This window comes from Stenotrophomonas sp. SORGH_AS_0321 (assembly GCF_031453215.1).
Taxonomy (GTDB): domain Bacteria; phylum Pseudomonadota; class Gammaproteobacteria; order Xanthomonadales; family Xanthomonadaceae; genus Stenotrophomonas; species Stenotrophomonas chelatiphaga.
Map to the genome: position 1 here is coordinate 1,653,019 of NZ_JAVIZG010000001.1, position 14,674 is coordinate 1,667,692.

Consider the following 14,674-nt stretch of genomic DNA (forward strand, 5'->3'; position numbering starts at 1 on the left):
GATGACCAGCGCCTTTGACTTCGAATACACCACGCTGGAAGGCGAGCGCGTTGCGCTGTCGCGCTACCGTGGCAAGCAGCTGCTGCTGGTCAACGTGGCCAGCCGCTGCGGTTTCACCCCGCAGTACACCGGCCTGGAGCGGCTCTGGCAGGACCATCGTGAACGCGGGTTGGTGGTGATCGGCTTTCCGTGCAACCAGTTCGGCGCGCAGGAGCCCGGCGATGCCGCGCAGATCCGCACGTTCTGTTCGCTGGATTACCCGGTGACCTTCCCGCTGTCTGCCCGGATCGAGGTCAACGGGCCCCGGGCCGACCCGTTGTGGCAGTGGTTGTCCACGCAGAAACGCGGCCTGCTGGGCAGCGCGCGCATCAAGTGGAACTTCACCAAGTTCCTGCTCGACCGCCAGGGCCAGGTGCAGTCCCGCTTCGCCCCCACCACCACCCCCGACCAGCTCCGCCGCCGCCTCGATTGAGGGGGCGGAAACGCTTATTTTTCGACGAAGGCGCGTTCGAAGACGTAATGGCCGGGACTGCCGATGCGCGGGGACACCTGGAAGCCCTTGGCGTCCAGCACCGTGCGCAGGTCGGCCAGCATCTGCGGGCTGCCGCAGATCATCGCGCGGTCGTTGGCCGGGTCCAGCTCCGGCAGGCCCAGGGTGCGCTGCATCTGCCCGCTTTCCAGCAGCGAGGTCAGGCGGCCCTGGTTGGCGAACGGTTCGCGGGTGACGGCCGGGTAATACAGCAGCTTGTCGCCGATCATCTCGCCCAGGAATTCGTGCTCGCGCAGTTCGCGTTCGAAGTAGTCGCGGTAGGCCAGGTCCTTTTCGTAACGCACGCCATGGGTGAGGATCACCTTGTCGAAGCGCTCGTAGGTTTCCGGGTCCTTGATCACCGACAGCCACGGCGCCATGCCGGTGCCGGTGCCCAGCAGGTACAGGTTCTTGCCCGGGTGCAGGTCGCTGATCAGCAGGGTGCCGGTCGGCTTCTTGCCCACCAGTACCTTGTCGCCCGGCTTGATGTGCTGCAGGCGCGAGGTCAGCGGGCCGTCCTGCACCTTGATGCTGAAGAACTCCAGGTTCTCTTCCCAGTTCGCGCTGGCGATGGAATACGCGCGCAGCAACGGCCGCGCCTCGGTTTCCAGGCCGATCATCACGAACTGGCCGTTCTCGAAGCGGAACCCGCTGTCACGGGTCAGGGTGAAACTGAAGTAGGCATCGGTCCAGTGGCGGACCTCAAGCACCGTCTCGGCGCCGAAAGCAGCAGACATGGGGGTAGCGTATCCAGGAAATCGTCCGGGACATTCTACCTCAAATGAGACAGGTTCTCATTGAGCGGAATGAGAGGCGTTCGTGACCGCCGTTCAGCGATAACCGGCCGCCTGCAGCTCGAACAGCTCGGCATAGCGGCCGCCTTCGGCCATCAATTGGGCATGGCTGCCGCTGGCCTCGATCCGGCCATCGGCCAGCACCAGGATGCGGTCGGCCATGCGCACCGAAGAAAACCGGTGCGAGATCAGCACCGCGGTGCGTTGTTCGGACAGCTCGCGGAAGCGCTGGAACACCTCGTACTCGGCGCGTGCGTCGAGCGCGGCGGTCGGCTCGTCCAGGATCATCACCTGGGCCTGGCGCATGTACGCGCGCGCGATGGCGATCTTCTGCCACTGGCCGCCGGACAGGTCCACGCCCTGCTTGAAGCGGCGCCCGATCACCTGCTCGTAGCCGCCGGGCAGGGCCTGGATCACCTCTTCGGCCATGCCGCGGCGTGCGGCGTCGCGGATGCGCTGCGTGTCGTCCAGCGCATCGACCTGGCCGACGCCGATGTTCTCCCCGGCGGTGAGGTTGTAACGCACGAAGTCCTGGAAGATCACCCCGATGTTGGCGCGCAGGTCGTCCAGGTCGTAGTCGCGCAGGTCACGCCCATCGAGCAGGATGCGGCCCTCGTCCGGGTCGTACAGCCGCGCCAGCAGCTTGACCAGGGTGGTCTTGCCGGCGCCGTTTTCGCCGACCAGCGCCAGCACCTCGCCGGCATGCAGCTGGAAGTCGAGATGGCGCACGGCCCAGGTGTCCGCATCCGGATAGCGAAAGCCGACGTTGTCGAACACGAAGCCCTGGCGGATCGGCCGCGGCACCGGTATGGCATCGGGGCGGGTGTGGATTTCCGGGGTGATCTGGAAGAACGAGAACAGGTCGTCCAGGTACAGCGCCTGGCTGGCCACCTGCGAAAAACCGATCAGCAGGCCTTCAAGCAACTGCCGCAGGCGCAGGAAACTGCCGGCCAGGAAGGTCAGGTCACCGATGCTGAAATCACCGCGCACGGTGCGCCACGCGATATACGCATAAGCGGTGTAGTAACCCAGCGTGCCCAGCGCGGCCAGCAACGTACCCCAGAACGCGCGCTTGCGCGCCAGCGCTCGGTTGGCGTGAAAGAAGCGGTCGGCCAGCAGTCTGTAGCGGTCGATCAGGAACCGGTGGAGGTTGAATATCTTGACCTCCTTGGCGGTTTCCACGCTGGCCCCGACCTGGCGCAGGTAATCCAGCTGGCGACGCTCGGGGGTCCATTGGAAGTTGAGACTGTAGCCGGCGGCGTTGAAGTGCGATTCGCCGATGAAGGCCGGCACCAGCGCCAGCGCCAGCAGCACGATCAACCACGGCGCGTAGACCAGCAGGCCCACGGCAAGGCTGGCCACGGTGATCGCATCCTGGACCTGGCCGAACAGCTGGCTCATCAGGTTCATCCGGCCCATGGTCTGGCGCCGCGCACGGTCCAGCTTGTCCTGCAGTTCGGGATCCTCGAAATCCTCCAGGTCCAAGGAGGCGGCGTGCTCCATCAGGCGCACGCTGGTGACATTGGTGAACAGTTCCGACAGCAGCGAATCGGCGTAGCTGACAATGCGCCCCAACAGGTCCGAGGCAATGGCCAGCCCGAATTCCAGCGCCAGCAGGGTCAGCAACGGGGTGAGCAGGCCGCTGGACAGCGCTTCACCGAACGGCGGAAAACCGGCGTCGTGCTGGCTGAGCAGCACGGCCGAATCGATGATCAGCTTGCCGACATACAGCATCGCCACCGGCAACAGGGCGCGGATGATGCGCAGCCCCAGGCTGGCGCTGGCCAGCCACGGGCTGGTCTGCCATACCTGGCGCAGGAACGGTGGCAGGTTGCGCATCGCCGAGAAGCGCTGGCGCAGGCTGGGGCGGGCGGATGGGGAAGTTTCGGGCATGTGCCCAGTGTGCGCCGCAACGGCGTGACAAGGCAGTGGTGCCGGGGCATCGGCATGACGGCCAGTGGCCGTCGCGACCGGTCCGTGTTGCAGGTTCAGGGCAGCGGCGGCAGCAGCCCGGCCCCGAGCCGGTTCCAGGCATTGATCACCGCCACTGCCATGCTCAGGTCACTGATGCCTTTATCATCAAAGTGCGGCGCCAGCGCAGCGTAGGCGGCATCGGACGGCGCACCGTCCGGCAACCGCGTCAACGCCTCTGCCCAGCCCAGCGCGGCGCGCTCGCGGGCGTCGAAAAACCGGCTCTCGCGCCAAGCCGCCACGGTATCCAGCTTGCGTGGTTCGATGCCGGACTTGCGCAGCGCGGTCGAATGCATGTCCAGGCAGTAGGCGCAGCCGTTGATCTGCGAAACGCGCAGATAGACCAGCTCCTGCAGTTCGTGGTCCAGCGAGCTTGCATGGACGGTCGTGCTTACCGCAAGCAGCCCCTTGAAGGCGTCAGCGGCGAGTCGGGTGTAGGCAACACGGGGGGCAGCGGTATTCATGGTCAGGCTCCGATGGCGGCCCGGATGGGCAGCCTTGCACTACAAGGACGCGCCAGCGTCGGGGCCTGTTACAGCCGCCCCGAGCTTCTCTGGATTGAGCACGCTGTACAGCGCAACGATGCGCTCCTGCTCGACCACGATCGTGGTGACCGATTGCAGCCGCGCGCCATCGAAACGCAGGATCGCCGGCTCCCCGTTGACCGTGCCGAGGCGTGCCGGCAGCGTGCCGCCGCGTCGGGCGATCGCCCAGTACAGCCGCCCTATCCGTTCTGCGCCGAGCAGTGGACGGATGCCGGCGGTGACCACCCCTCCGCCATCGGAAATGTGGCGCGCGTTGGCGTGCAGCAAGGCCTGGATCGCCTCGCTGTCGCCGCGTTGGGAGGCGTCCATGAAGCGGGCGAGCAGCTGCCGGTGCTGTACCGCATCAGCGCTGAACCGAGGGCGGCCCGCCTGCAGGCGCTTGCGGGCCCGGTGCACCATCTGCCGGCAGTTGGCTTCACTGTGGCCCAGCAGCGAAGCCACCTGCGGATAGTCGTGGTCAAAGACTTCCTTCAACAGGAAGGCGGCACGTTCGTCCGGCGCAAGCTGTTCAAGCAGTGCGAGAAACGCCAGTGACACGTCCTCGGCCAGTGCATGCACCTGCGCCGGGTCCGCCGGGGCGGGAAGGTCCAGCCCGATATGCAGCGGTTCGGGCAACCACGGGCCGACGTAATCAGTGCGTTGGCGTTTGACCGCACGCAGGCGGTCCAGCCCCAGGCGCGTGGTGGCGGTCACCAGCCATGCCAGCGGATCAGCGATGTCGGCATGGACAGCGCCGGCCCAGCGCAGCCAGGCCTCCTGCACGATGTCTTCGGCATCGGCGCGGCTGCCCAGCAGGCGGTAGGCCAGCGCCAGCAGGCGAGGGCGGTGGTCATGGAAATGCGATTCTGCGCTCATGGGTCCAGGACGCCCCGCTGCGGGCTGCTGTGACAGGCGCCACCAGTGGAACACGCTTTCGTCCGCGGCGTCCCGGCCCCGATACTGCAGCGACCAGCGCGCGGGGTAAAATGGCTGGATCAACCCCCGCCAGCCCCGAGCAAGCGAGCAAGCCGTGACATCGATCAAGCAGGAAGACCTCATCCAGTCCATCGCCGACGCGCTGCAGTACATCTCGTACTACCACCCGGTGGACTATATCAAGAGCCTTGCCGCAGCCTACGAGCGCGAGGAATCACCGGCGGCCAAGGAGGCGATGGCGCAGATCCTGATCAATTCGCGGATGTGCGCCGAAGGCCACCGGCCGATCTGCCAGGACACCGGCATCGTCACCGTGTTCCTGGAAATCGGCATGAACGTGCGCTGGGACGATGCCACCATGGGCGTGGAGGACATGGCCAACGAAGGCGTGCGCCGCGCCTACAACCATCCGGACAACAAGCTGCGCGCTTCGGTGCTGGCCGATCCGGCCGGCAAGCGCATCAATACCAGGGACAACACCCCTGGCGTGGTCAACGTCAAGGTGGTGCCGGGTGACCACGTCGAGGTGATCGTCGCGGCCAAGGGCGGCGGTTCGGAAGCCAAGAGCAAGTTCGCCATGCTCAATCCTTCCGATTCCATCGTCGACTGGGTGCTGAAGACCGTGCCGACCATGGGCGCCGGCTGGTGCCCGCCGGGCATGCTCGGCATCGGCATTGGTGGCACCGCTGAAAAAGCGATGCTGCTGGCCAAGGAATCGCTGATGGAGCCGATCGACATCAACGAATTGAAGGCCCGGGGTGCGTCCAACCGCGCCGAAGAACTGCGCCTGGAACTGTTCGACAAGGTCAACGCGCTGGGCATCGGCGCGCAGGGCCTGGGCGGCCTGACCACCGTGCTGGACATCAAGGTCAAGGACTTCCCCACCCATGCGGCGAACCTGCCGGTGGCGATGATCCCGAACTGCGCGGCAACCCGCCACGCGCACTTCACCCTGGATGGCAGCGGCCCGGTGATGCTGGATCCGCCGTCGCTGGAAGACTGGCCGCAGATCACCTATGACGCGTCCAAGGGCACCCGGGTGGACCTGGATACGATCACTCCGGCCGATGTGGCCAGCTGGAAGCCGGGCCAGACCCTGCTGCTCAACGGCAAGCTGCTGACCGGCCGCGATGCCGCGCACAAGCGCATCGTGGAAATGCTGGACAAGGGCGAGCCGCTGCCGGTCGACCTCAAGGGCCGCTTCATCTACTACGTGGGCCCGGTCGACCCGGTGCGCGGGGAAGTGGTGGGGCCGGCCGGTCCGACCACCGCCACCCGCATGGACAAGTTCACCCGCCAGGTGCTGGAACAGACCGGCCTGCTGGGCATGGTCGGCAAGGCCGAACGCGGACCGGCGGCGATCGAAGCGATCCGTGACAACAAGTCGGCCTACCTGATGGCCGTCGGTGGTTCGGCCTACCTGGTGTCCAAGGCGATCAAGGCGGCCAGGGTGGTCGGCTTCGCCGATCTGGGCATGGAGGCCATCTACGAGTTCACCGTGCAGGACATGCCGGTGACGGTGGCGGTGGATTCCACCGGCGAGTCGGTTCACCAGACCGGCCCGCGCGAATGGCAGGCCCGGATCGGCAAGATTCCGGTGGTGGTGGCCTGATACGGCCCACGGGCTGGGTGACGACCGTGGGGTCGTCACCGCCGCGCGTTACAGAATGTCAAGCACCCGCTCGGGTGGCCGGCACAGGCGCGTGCCTTTGTCGGTGATCACGATCGGCCGGTTGATGAGGCGCGGATGGGCGACCATCGCGTCTACCAGCCGCGCCTCATCGGCGCCGGCCAGCCCCAGTTCGGCAAACACCGACTCGTTGCTGCGCACCAGCTCCGCAGCGCGCAGGCCGGCATCGGCCAGCACCTTGCGCAGCGCCTGCGCGTCGGGCGGATCGGCCAGGTAATCCACGATGACCGGATCCAGTCCGGCATCGCGGATCAGCTTGAGCGTATTGCGTGACTTGCTGCAGGCGGTGTTGTGCCAGAGCGTCACGGACATCAGAACCACTCCAGCAACGACACGCCCACGCCGATGTAGGTGGCCTTGTGGTTGTAGTCGATCATGCTCTCGCCGTAGCCATCGAACACCTGGACGTGGCCGCGCAGCAGGTTGCTGATCGGGAACCCATAGTCGATCTGCAATGCGCCGTGCGAGCGGTCACCACCGCGCAGCGAATGCCGCCCCATCAGCGCGACTTCATGGCCGTTGCGGTTCCACACCAGGGTCGCATCGCCGCGGCCCATGTAATCCTGGATGTCCGGGTTGTTGTCATCGCTGCGCGACTCCGGCAGGCGGTACCACGGGCGCAGGGTCAATGCCCAGTTCTCGCGGTCCAGGCCGACACTGACGATCACCCGGTTCCAGCTGCGCGAGAACGGATCGGCCCGGCCATTGGACTGGTGGTTGATGCCGATGGCACTCATGCGGCCGCGCCAGCCACCGATGGAGTAGCCATTGCGGAACACGGCCATGACCTCCGGTTCGTAGTTGGTTTCGCGGAACGGGCGCGAGTTGTCGGCGTTGTAGGCCTGCCAGCGCGAGCTCTGGGTATAGCCGGCCCAGATGTCACCGTTGTCGCCGAACAGGTTCTCCACGATCTTGGTCTTGAAGCTGAGCTGGAACTTCAGCTCGTTGCTGTCCAGCAACTGCGGGGTGGTCACCGTGTTGGCCGGGTTCGGCGACTGCGGAGCGAGATTCTTGTCGCTGGTCCAAAACGCCGGCAGCAAGTACACCGGCTTGTAGGCGCGCAGCTGGAACGGCCCCAGCTTGGAGTCTTCGGCCAGCTCCCAGCGGCTGTCCAGCAGCGAGCCGCGGCCGGCATTGGCCAGCGCCGCATCGTGCGGGGCCGGGCGGAACAGGTCGCCCACGCGCGAGCGCAGTTTCTCCTCGCCTGCGCTGACCCGGACTTCGCGGCGTTCTTCCTTGCGCGCCACCGCAGCGGCTTCGGCCGCGGCGTCGGCCTGCGCGGTGGTGGCCTGGGTGGGACCGAACAGCTGGTCATAGCAGGCAAGCCGCGCCGCGTCGGTGGTGATGGCGGCGCAGGCGCTGGGCGAGGTTGCAGGCGAAGCAGTGAATTCCTGCGCGGCCAGCGGAGCGCTGGACAGGGCCAGCACCAACGGGGCCAGGCGGGGAATCGGGGAGGTGAGGGTCATTGCTGCGGGCCCTTGCACGAGGCTGAATAGGAGAGAGAGTGAGGAGCAGTGTGGCCTGCGTCGGCGTTGGCCGCCAGTGGTCGAAGCGGTTATGCCAGTGCCCCCTGTGAAGCGGCGTGAAACCGCAGTGAGTTCAGAGCAGCCAGGCAAACGCGAACAGCCCCAGCATTGCCACCAGCAGCGCGACCTTCAGCGCCATCCCCAGCAGGACGCCGAGCCACGTAGCCAGTCCCACCCTGGTGGAACGGCCGAGTTCGCGGCTGTGCCAATACTCGCCGACCAGCGCACCCAGCAGCGGGCCGAGGAACAGCCCGACCGGCATGAAAAACAGCCCGGCGATGCTGCCGATGAAGGTGCCCCACAAGGCCTTGCGGCTGGCCCCCACGCGCTGCGCCCCGACCACCGTCGCCAGCACGTCCACCACGAAGGACAGCACGGTCAAGACGGCCAGTACCGTCAACACGGGCCAGCCAACATGGACGAAGCCGTCAGCCCACGCGGCCAGCAGCAGGCCGAGGAAGACCAATGGAATGCCGGGAAGCGCTGGCAGCACGATGCCGGCGATGCCCAGCGCGATGCAGAGAGCCGCTACCAGATACAAGATGAATGAGAGGTCCATGCTTTACCGTATGGAGGTCTAAAAGGGGTTGACACATTGATCAATCTACCCGTTGCATTTTCATTTATGCCGGGTTAACGTGACCCCGCTGAGCTTGGCAAGGTCACCGTGGATCGTGGCCTGATGATGGTAGATCCCAGCGATCCGCTACATCGTTGCACCTCGCTTCCTCCTTGCTCGTCAGCCGCCTGTCAGGGCGTAACCAATTACAAGACAGTAAGGGAGTAGCAAAGATGGCTGAGAAGGGCACCGTCAAGTGGTTCAACGATGCGAAAGGCTTTGGTTTCATCAGCCGTGAGAGTGGCGAGGATGTGTTCGTGCATTTCCGCGCCATCGAATCGCAGGGCTTCAAGTCGCTGAAGGAAGGCCAGGCCGTCGAGTTCGAGGTCGTCACCGGCCAGAAGGGCCTGCAGGCCGACAAGGTCAAGCCGCTCTGATTGAAAGCGCCGCATTTGTTTCAGCAGAAGGGCCCGCGCGAGCGGGCCCTTCTGGTTCATGTCGCTGCAACGGCTGGCAGCAGCAACGCTGCCAGGATCAGCGCAGCACCACGCGGCCGTTCACGACACGCACGTAGGTGTTTTCGCGGATCCCGCCCAGGTCACGCTGGTTGACCACGATGGTGCGGCCATCATCCATGCGCACGGCGATATCGTAGGTATCGCTGGTGACGTTCTTCTGGATCTGGTTGCCGGCCAGTGCGCCGCCAACCGCGCCTGCAGCCGCGGCGATGTTCTTGTTGCCACGGCTGCCGCCGGTGTGGTCGGAGATTTCATGGCCGGCCACGGCGCCGACGATGCCGCCGAGCACCGCACCGGTCGCCGACGGTGCCGCACGGCCGGAGGCCACGGTATTGATGCGGGTGACGATGCCGCAGTCTGCGCAGCGGTTGGTGTTGTAGTTGCCACCACTGTTGCCGTAGCCGCTGTTGGTGCTGCCGTAACCGCCGCCGCCGTAACCGGGCGAGGTGGCACAACCGGCCAGGGCAAGGGTGGCGACAACACTCGCGGCAATGAGCTGGATTTTCATGGGTGGTTCTCCTGGCCAGAAAGGATGGTAGGCGTCTGGTGCGCTTGGGAGGGATCCTCCTTCTTTGAACGTGAACGGCGCGCCAACCATTCCCCCATTTCATGGCTGGCGGATGAACCACGCCCAGCGCACGCGCGGCACGGGCCCTGCACGGGAACGGCCCGACACCCGTTAAAATGGCGCGATGAATGATCAGATCAAAGAACGCTTCGCCGGCGTTGAACGGCTGTACGGGCGCGGATCGCTGGAGACCCTGCAGGCGCGGCGGGTCGCCGTGGTCGGCATGGGCGGGGTCGGCTCGTGGGTGGTGGAGGCGCTGGCCCGTTCGGCCGTAGGCCACCTGACCCTGATCGATGCCGATGATATCTGCGTGTCCAACACCAACCGCCAGCTGCCGGCGATGGAAGGCAACTACGGGCGCACCAAGTCGGTGGCGATGGCCGAGCGCTGCCGCGCCATCAATCCGGCCATCGACGTGGATGCGGTCGAAGCGTTCCTGACCCCGGCCAACATGGTCGAGCTGCTCGATCGTGGTTTCGACCTGGTCATCGATGCCTGTGACAGTTTCCGGGTCAAGGTGGAAACCATCGCCTGGTGCCGCCGGCGCAAGCTGCCGCTGCTCACCGTCGGCGCCGCCGGAGGCCGCACCGATCCCACCCTGGTGCGCGTACGTGATGTATCACGCACCGAACACGATGCGATGCTGGCGCTCATCCGCAAGAAGCTGCGCAGCGAGTTCAACTTCCCGAAGAATGCCAAGCGTTACTTCGGCGTGCCGGCGATCTATTCCCTGGAAAACGTGCGCTATCCGCAGGCCGACGGCAGTGTCTGCGGGATACGCCCGGAACTGGGCCCGGACGCGGCGCTGAAGCTCGACTGCGGTGCCGGACTCGGCGCGGCGACCCACATCACCGGCGCGTTTGCATTTGCCGCGGTGGCCAAGGCGCTGGAGATGCTGCTCGCGCCGAAGAAGCAGGTCGCCGACGCGGCCGGATGACGCCGGCGGTTCCCGCCGGCCGCGATGCAGGTCAGGCGGCCGCGGCGGGCAGCCCGAACAACCGCTGCGCGTTGGCCGTGGTCGCCTCGGCAAGCACCTGCAGGCTGATGCCCCGGCGTCCGGCGATGTGGGTGGCGATGTCGCGCAGCCGTGCCGGTTCGTTGCGCTGGCCGCGGATTGCTTGATCCGGCTGGTCGGGGGCATCGGTTTCCAGCAGCAGCTGCTCCAGCGGCATGGACTGCACCAGGCGATGCAGGCGCTGCGCGCGGTCGTAGGTGACCGGCCCGCCGAGTCCCAGCAGGAAACCGGCCTTGTGCAGTTGTGCAGCCTGTTCGGGGCTGCCTGAAAAACTGTGGACCACCCCGCGCAGACCGCCCACCTGGCGCACCGCGGCGATCACCGCATCCACCGCGCGCCGCGCATGCACGATCACCGGCAGGTCGAATTCCCGCGCGAGCTCCAGTTGGGCCACGAAGTAATACTGCTGCAGGTCGCGGTCGAGGTCTTCGATGAAGAAGTCCAGGCCGCATTCGCCGATCGCGCAGGGGCGCTCGCGTTCGATCCACTGGCGCAGTTCGTCCACGTGTCCCCGCGCATGCTCGGCCAGGAACACCGGATGCAGGCCGTATGCGGGATGCAGCCCGGGGGCCTGCAGGCAGACCTCGCGCAGCTTCGGCCAACTTGCCGCGGTCACCGCCGGCACTACCTGCGCCCGCACGCCGGCAGCGCGGGCGCGCTCGATCACCTGCGCACGGTCCGGATCGAACTCAGCTGCATCCAGGTGGCAATGACTGTCCACCAGCACGGTCAGCGCAGCTCCAGCGGCGGCGCCTTGGGCGGCGACCGGGTTTTCCAGCTGGCCAGCAGCAGGGTGCCCATGCCGAGCAGCAGTTCGTCCACGAACGGAATCGGGTCGGGCACCACCAGCGTGATAGCGAACAGGCCGGCGGTGAGCTTGAACAGGGTGGGGAAGCGCAGTCGGCGCGCCCAGTTGAGCAGCGGCAGCAGCATGGGGTTGGCCATCGTCGAGTTCCGTGGGGTACCAATGCAAACGCTATCATGGGCGTAGGTCTGCAGTTTCCTGAATGGGAGGCCGGACATAAAGGTTCTGTCGATATTCCGTTCAGCCAGCGCGTGCTGCAATCCACATCGTGAACGTTGCGGGTGGTCCGCAAGGAGCAGGTCATGAAATCAACTACTACTACTGTCCTGGTCGCCGCAGGCGCGCTGCTGGTCGGTGGCATCGCGACCGCCGCCTTCATGAAAAGCGGTGACACCTCTCCTGGTTACGTGACCGCCGCCGATGGAACCGTGCTGCCCGATGGCAGCGTGGCCGAGGACGGCGTGCGCACCGATGCGCTGGATGTGGAGGCACGGCGCGGGCTGGAATATGCCGACGTGCTGAAGGTCGCGCCGATCACCCAGAAAGAAAAGGCCTACGCCACGGTCATCGGTACCGAGGCGGTGCGCCAGACCTCCAGCACCCAGACCCCGCATGAGGTGTGCGAGGACGTGGTGGTGCAGGAACGCCTTCCCGAGCGCGACGGCAACGTCGGCGGCACGGTCGCCGGTGCGGTCATCGGTGGCCTGCTGGGCAACCAGGTCGGCGGCGGCAATGGTCGCAAGGTCGCCACCGCCGCAGGCGCAGTGGCTGGCGGCATGATCGGCAACAACGTGGACAAGCGCCATGTCGGCGGCCGCGTGGTCAACCGTACCGAGCGCCAGTGCCACACCGAAACCACCACCTCCGAGTCCAGCCAGGTGACCGGTTACAACGTCACCTACCGCAACGAGGATGGCACCACCGGCACGATGCGCATGGACAGCAAGCCGGGCAACCGGATCGCCATGGGCAACACCGATGTGGTCAAGGGGTACGACGTGACCTACCGCTACGACGGTGCCGAGAAGACCATCCGCATGAACGACAAGCCGGCCAGTGATCGCCTGCCGGTGGTGGATGGACAGCTGGTCACCCAGACCGCTGCGGCTGACGTCGGTAGCACCCGTCAGTAACACCGGATGGGCGTGATCGCGGTTCAAAGACAGGTCGGCGCAAGCCGGCCTGTTTTCGTTTTCCCCTGCAGGAAGCCAGCATGAGCATCTTCGATCTCCGTCTTGAAACCGAGCGCCTGATCCTGCGGCCGCCGCAGGCCGTCGACCTGCAGCCCTATCTCGACTTCAGCGCGGATGAGGCGGTGATGTCCCATCTCGGCGGTGTACAGCCGCCCTCGGTGGCCTGGCGCAGCTTCTGCGCGCTGGCCGGTGCCTGGCAGTTGTTCGGCGTTTCGATGTTCAGCGTCATCGAGAAATCCAGCGGGCAGTGGGTGGGCCGGCTGGGGCCGTGGCAGCCGCTGGACTGGCCCGGTACCGAAGTGGGCTGGAGCATCCGGCGCCAGAGCTGGGGCCTGGGCTATGCGCCGGAAGCGGCCACGGCGGCGATGGACTGGGTGTTCGCCAGCCTGGGATGGGAGGAGGTGATCCACTCCATCGCTGCGGACAACGTCAATTCCAAGGCCGTCGCCGGCAAACTCGGCAGCACGCTGCTGCGCATCGACGAACTGCCGCCACCGCACGCGGGCAAGCCGGTGGAAGTGTGGGGCCAGAGCCGCGCCCAGTGGCTGGCACGGCGCGCGCGCTGACCCGCTTGGCAAGCGCGCGCGTGCTTGCCAGACTGCCCCAGCGTCGCCCTGATCGGCGCGGCAACCGGAGCATGATGATGAGCGATGAGCGGATCGGGCTGACCGTCCACGGGATGTCGGTATCCGGCAACTGCCACAAGGTGCGCCTGCTGCTGGAGCAGCTGGGCACGCGCTATCGCTGGGTGGAGGTGGACAGTGCGCACGGGCAGACCCACGCGCCGGAATTCCTGGCCCTGAACCCGAACGCGAAGGTGCCCGTCGTGGTGCGCGATGACGGCCGCGTGCTGCCCGAATCCAATGCGATCCTGTTCTGGCTGGCCGAAGGCACGCCGTTCCTCTCCAGCGACGGCTGGGAGCGCGCGCAGACCCTGCGCTGGATGTTCTTCGAACAGTACAGCCACGAGCCCTATGTCGCGGTGGCGCGCTTCATCTGTGGCTGGACCGCGGCCGATTCACCGCGTCGCGCCGAACTGCCACGGCTGCGTGAGCGCAGTGCTGCCGCATTGGCGGTGATGGAGCAGCACTTGGGCCACGCGCGCTGGTTCAGTGGCGCGGCGTATGGCATCGCCGATATCGCGCTGTTCGCCTACACCGATGTAGCAGGGGACGGCGGGGTTTCCCTGCAGCCGTATCCGGCGGTGGTCGCGTGGCTGCAGCGGGTGCGTTCCCAGCCCGGCTTCGTTGCGATGCCCGAGGTCACTGCCAAGGTCCGCGCGCGCTTCGACCAGGCGTCCTGACCGGCCGGGTGCGCTGCGGCTCTTCACTGGCGACGAAGGCGGGCCGGTCTAGTCTGGCCTGCCCCCCGAACAGAAGGTGATCCCGTGGCCGAATACACCATTGCCGTGCTCGTTGGCAGCCTGCGCAAGGAGTCGATCAACCGCCGCCTGGCACGCGCGCTGGAGAAGCTGGCGGCGGGCAGGGCGCGCTTTGACTTCGTGGAGATCGGTGACCTGCCGCTCTACAACCAGGATTTCGATGCGGATTACCCCGCGCAGGGCAAGCGGCTGAAGCAGCAGATCCGCGGCGCCGACGCGGTGTTGTTCGTGACGCCGGAATACAACCGCTCGGTGCCGGGCGTGTTGAAGAACGCCATCGACATCGGCTCGCGGCCGTATGGCCACAGCGCGTTCGCGGGCAAGCCGGCAGCGGTGATCGGTGCCTCCATCGGGGTGATCGGCACGGCGCTGGCGCAACAGCACCTGCGCAACATCCTGGCCTACCTGGACATGCCGGTGCTGGGCCAGCCGGAGGCCTTCCTGCACTTCAAGGAAGGACTGATCGACGAAGCAGGCACCATCAGCAATGCCGGCACGCAGGAGTTCCTGCAGGGCTTCGTCGACCGCTTCCTGACCCTGGTGGCGGTGCACGGCAAGGGCGCCTGAACCGCCGGCGACATCGGGCGGGGTGAACGACGCCTGCGATCTGCGATAATGGAGGCCTGCAGGTGCCGCAACGGCACCTGTCGCAGGTAGTGCGACGC

18 protein-coding genes are annotated in these 14,674 nt (G+C 66.3%); 8 read left to right on the top strand and 10 right to left on the bottom strand.

Annotation, left to right across the window (positions count from 1 at the left end):
• Position 1 precedes the first annotated feature (1 nt).
• The gene (locus tag QE373_RS07200; protein WP_309685062.1) at positions 2–472 is read left to right on the top strand and encodes a glutathione peroxidase; all 471 of its coding nucleotides are present in this window, start codon (positions 2–4) and stop codon (positions 470–472) included.
• Between the two features lie 14 nt (positions 473–486).
• On the opposite strand, the gene QE373_RS07205 is transcribed toward QE373_RS07200, so the two are convergent.
• The 4 genes from QE373_RS07205 to sigJ form a co-directional block, all read right to left on the bottom strand.
• Complete coding sequence (locus QE373_RS07205) at positions 487–1,266, bottom strand: ferredoxin--NADP reductase (RefSeq protein ID WP_057687169.1); 780 nt, start codon at positions 1,264–1,266, stop codon at positions 487–489.
• A gap of 93 nt (positions 1,267–1,359) precedes the next feature.
• Positions 1,360–3,216, bottom strand: a complete 1,857-nt coding sequence (locus QE373_RS07210) for an ABC transporter ATP-binding protein (protein WP_309685064.1) — start codon at positions 3,214–3,216, stop codon at positions 1,360–1,362.
• A 95-nt stretch (positions 3,217–3,311) separates the two neighbouring features.
• Positions 3,312–3,758 carry a carboxymuconolactone decarboxylase family protein gene (locus tag QE373_RS07215; RefSeq protein WP_309685066.1) on the bottom strand — a complete coding sequence of 149 codons (447 nt, stop codon included), beginning with the start codon at positions 3,756–3,758 and terminating at the stop codon, positions 3,312–3,314.
• Positions 3,759–3,797: 39 nt separating this feature from the next.
• Positions 3,798–4,694, bottom strand: a complete 897-nt coding sequence (gene sigJ, locus QE373_RS07220) for an RNA polymerase sigma factor SigJ (RefSeq protein ID WP_309685068.1) — start codon at positions 4,692–4,694, stop codon at positions 3,798–3,800.
• A 154-nt stretch (positions 4,695–4,848) separates the two neighbouring features.
• Here sigJ and QE373_RS07225 point away from each other — a divergent pair, with 154 nt between their 5' ends.
• On the top strand, positions 4,849–6,366 hold the full coding sequence (locus tag QE373_RS07225) for a fumarate hydratase (protein ID WP_309685070.1): 1,518 nt from the start codon (positions 4,849–4,851) through the stop codon (positions 6,364–6,366).
• Positions 6,367–6,414: 48 nt separating this feature from the next.
• On the opposite strand, the gene arsC is transcribed toward QE373_RS07225, so the two are convergent.
• The 3 genes from arsC to QE373_RS07240 form a co-directional block, all read right to left on the bottom strand.
• Positions 6,415–6,756, bottom strand: a complete 342-nt coding sequence (gene arsC, locus QE373_RS07230) for an arsenate reductase (glutaredoxin) (protein WP_309685072.1) — start codon at positions 6,754–6,756, stop codon at positions 6,415–6,417.
• On the bottom strand, positions 6,756–7,910 hold the full coding sequence (locus tag QE373_RS07235) for a phospholipase A (protein WP_309685074.1): 1,155 nt from the start codon (positions 7,908–7,910) through the stop codon (positions 6,756–6,758). Before QE373_RS07235 ends, arsC begins: the two co-directional genes overlap by 1 nt.
• Before the next feature lie 133 nt (positions 7,911–8,043).
• Positions 8,044–8,529, bottom strand: a complete 486-nt coding sequence (locus tag QE373_RS07240) for a DUF456 domain-containing protein (protein WP_309685076.1) — start codon at positions 8,527–8,529, stop codon at positions 8,044–8,046.
• Between the two features lie 233 nt (positions 8,530–8,762).
• On the opposite strand from QE373_RS07240, the gene QE373_RS07245 reads away from it, so the two are divergent.
• Positions 8,763–8,966, top strand: coding sequence for a cold-shock protein (locus QE373_RS07245; RefSeq protein WP_019185917.1), 204 nt, complete (start codon positions 8,763–8,765; stop codon positions 8,964–8,966).
• Between the two features lie 97 nt (positions 8,967–9,063).
• Here QE373_RS07245 and QE373_RS07250 read toward each other — a convergent pair whose 3' ends face one another.
• Complete coding sequence (locus QE373_RS07250) at positions 9,064–9,555, bottom strand: glycine zipper 2TM domain-containing protein (protein ID WP_309685081.1); 492 nt, start codon at positions 9,553–9,555, stop codon at positions 9,064–9,066.
• 184 nt (positions 9,556–9,739) lie between these two features.
• Here QE373_RS07250 and QE373_RS07255 point away from each other — a divergent pair, with 184 nt between their 5' ends.
• Positions 9,740–10,552 carry a tRNA threonylcarbamoyladenosine dehydratase gene (locus QE373_RS07255; RefSeq protein ID WP_309685083.1) on the top strand — a complete coding sequence of 271 codons (813 nt, stop codon included), beginning with the start codon at positions 9,740–9,742 and terminating at the stop codon, positions 10,550–10,552.
• Positions 10,553–10,583: 31 nt separating this feature from the next.
• On the opposite strand, the gene QE373_RS07260 is transcribed toward QE373_RS07255, so the two are convergent.
• Positions 10,584–11,363, bottom strand: a complete 780-nt coding sequence (locus QE373_RS07260; RefSeq protein WP_309689619.1) for a TatD family hydrolase — start codon at positions 11,361–11,363, stop codon at positions 10,584–10,586.
• Positions 11,360–11,575, bottom strand: coding sequence for a DUF6116 family protein (locus QE373_RS07265; protein ID WP_057509368.1), 216 nt, complete (start codon positions 11,573–11,575; stop codon positions 11,360–11,362). Before QE373_RS07265 ends, QE373_RS07260 begins: the two co-directional genes overlap by 4 nt.
• Positions 11,576–11,737: 162 nt before the next feature.
• On the opposite strand from QE373_RS07265, the gene QE373_RS07270 reads away from it, so the two are divergent.
• The 4 genes from QE373_RS07270 (at position 11,738) to QE373_RS07285 (ending at position 14,576) form a co-directional block, all read left to right on the top strand.
• The gene (locus QE373_RS07270) at positions 11,738–12,568 is read left to right on the top strand and encodes a glycine zipper 2TM domain-containing protein (RefSeq protein ID WP_057509367.1); all 831 of its coding nucleotides are present in this window, start codon (positions 11,738–11,740) and stop codon (positions 12,566–12,568) included.
• Positions 12,569–12,648: 80 nt separating this feature from the next.
• Positions 12,649–13,194, top strand: coding sequence for a GNAT family N-acetyltransferase (locus QE373_RS07275; RefSeq protein ID WP_309685086.1), 546 nt, complete (start codon positions 12,649–12,651; stop codon positions 13,192–13,194).
• A gap of 77 nt (positions 13,195–13,271) precedes the next feature.
• Positions 13,272–13,931, top strand: a complete 660-nt coding sequence (locus QE373_RS07280) for a glutathione S-transferase family protein (RefSeq protein ID WP_309685088.1) — start codon at positions 13,272–13,274, stop codon at positions 13,929–13,931.
• A gap of 84 nt (positions 13,932–14,015) precedes the next feature.
• Positions 14,016–14,576 carry an NADPH-dependent FMN reductase gene (locus QE373_RS07285; protein WP_057509364.1) on the top strand — a complete coding sequence of 187 codons (561 nt, stop codon included), beginning with the start codon at positions 14,016–14,018 and terminating at the stop codon, positions 14,574–14,576.
• Positions 14,577–14,674: the final 98 nt, after the last annotated feature.